This is a genomic window from Photorhabdus hindustanensis, from assembly GCF_002968995.1.
GTDB classification, from domain to species: Bacteria; Pseudomonadota; Gammaproteobacteria; order Enterobacterales; family Enterobacteriaceae; genus Photorhabdus; species Photorhabdus akhurstii.
The window spans coordinates 1-1,864 of record NZ_PUWT01000099.1 but is presented as its reverse complement, the minus strand read 5'-3'; the positions used below and the strand labels follow the sequence as shown (position 1 = coordinate 1,864).

The following is a 1,864-nucleotide window of genomic DNA, read 5'->3' as shown; positions in this document are numbered from 1 at the left end:
CGCTTCAATACCACTGGATATCGCCCATGACAGAACGCCACATAACAAACATTCAGCCCATTTGTTTTTACATTCCACTCCGTCATAAATCAGACGCCCCCAACAAATCAATATTGCGGCTGCCGTGCCAGATACTTGCGGCCACGAATGTTTTAAGCCTTCTATCAATTCGGCCCATAAATCAGGATTATTTTTCATCTTCATATTCCACCCCCGTTGGGGATTAAGACCCCGTTAAACGGGTGTGAAAAGAAAAAGGCCGCGTCAGATCGCAGCCCTTGAAGTGTTGCCGGGTATTTCACGCCCGGCGCGTGGTATTCTCTTGGTTCCTACAAATACACAGGAGAATTATTTTGGCAAAATTTCACAACTTGTGGCACGCCATTAAGACTAGGGTTTGCAACAACCATGATATCGACCCTAATTATTTTGATGTTTATAGTAGTGATCATCAGATTTGTTGTTTGAAAAATCATGCGGCGCAAATCTTCACATTAGAAGCAATTCTTCACAAACACCGTCAACAATATGGCACTATCTTTGAACCATTAGAGGGTGAAAAGGCATTGCACCATCTGATATTTCTGAAAACGAAATGGAAACCTGCGGAAATTAGATCGCTTTCTTTAGAAGATAGTTTGTTTGTGATCCAGGATGAAATACACCTTAATAACCTTCCTGACGAAGCCCGGCGCGTCATTGATGCAATTAATCTACCTGAGACTATTTCGTTCCGTTCTGATGGTATGCTAGATGAGGACTGGGTTCCCAAGGAAAACTCAATTTACCTTCAAACTCATGCTTAAAGTTGTCTAAAATCACATCAATCTCTGAGAGCCGTTGTTCTAATGCGGCTCTTTCTTGTTTCAGTTTGTTGAAGTGAGTGACATGCAATCTTTGCTTATCTAACCAATCCTCCAAATATTCGGAAGACATATTCGGATTGTAAAAGTACGGTTGGCTTTCGCTCATGATAAATCTCCAGATACAAAAAAAGCCACGCCATGCGCAGCCATTAATGAATGCCACACCAGCCATTAGACAGACTGAAACTTTTATCTGAGAACGGGGGATGTGGGCTTTATATATGAAAAACCTCGCGAGTGCGAGGCTTGTTAATTCGATAAGCTGTGTGACATTGCTATCACTCTTATCACAATATAGTGACTCTTGTAATTACACAACCCTTATTTATGCAAACTGATAAATATTTTCTTTTCGAGTTACTTTATCTATTTCTAATTTAATATTGGCTATTGCCAAACAGCCTTCAATAAACCCTTCCGCTGATTGTAATCGTTTTGCTACTTCATTATGTGATATTCCCAATTTTCCCCCCATCGCCCTGAGAGGAAATGCCTTAACATAGTGCATGATGATTAGCTGGAAGTAATAAGGATTATATTTTCTCAGTCGAGTAATTGCGGCATCAATAGCAACCCCATCATCATCACAACACTGGGCACGAGTCTTTCGCATGCTGGGAATTAGCCCCTTAAACCCTGCCGCGATTGGCGACCAATCAACGTCACTGTTTCCCTCACTGGCCCATGCCCCCCAGCGCTCTAATACCATTTGAATATCACGCATACATTTCTCCCGGCTATTTTTTGCAACTCGGCAATACTGTTGCTATACGACAATCGTAACGAGTGCTATATGCTTTACGTAGACGACTTTCTTTATTTATTCCAACTTCTTGTCTGACTGTAAGAGTTCCATTACGTTTTTGAGTGACAACATGATGATGCTTTGTTTCATGTCGCAAGAACCTGGCTTCCTCAATTGCTGCTTCAATATCAGTGAAGATTGTCATGCCGTAGCCTCTTCAATTTCTCATCAAACTCAGCTTTGATCGCTTTGC

General features: G+C 41.6%; 3 protein-coding genes. 1 reads left to right on the top strand and 2 read right to left on the bottom strand.

The features are described 5' to 3' along the window. On the bottom strand, positions 1–198 hold a 198-nt coding region (locus C6H66_RS23675), incomplete at its 3' end, for a phage holin family protein (protein ID WP_248000806.1). 155 nt (positions 199–353) lie between these two features. Here C6H66_RS23675 and C6H66_RS23670 point away from each other — a divergent pair. Further along, positions 354–806, top strand: a complete 453-nt coding sequence (locus tag C6H66_RS23670) for an ECs1072 family phage-associated protein (RefSeq protein ID WP_181150287.1) — start codon at positions 354–356, stop codon at positions 804–806. Positions 807–1,191: 385 nt separating this feature from the next. Here C6H66_RS23670 and C6H66_RS23660 read toward each other — a convergent pair whose 3' ends face one another. Beyond that, positions 1,192–1,590: an antiterminator Q family protein gene (locus tag C6H66_RS23660; RefSeq protein WP_046396671.1), complete on the bottom strand. Its 399-nt coding sequence runs from the start codon at positions 1,588–1,590 to the stop codon at positions 1,192–1,194. Positions 1,591–1,864: the final 274 nt, after the last annotated feature.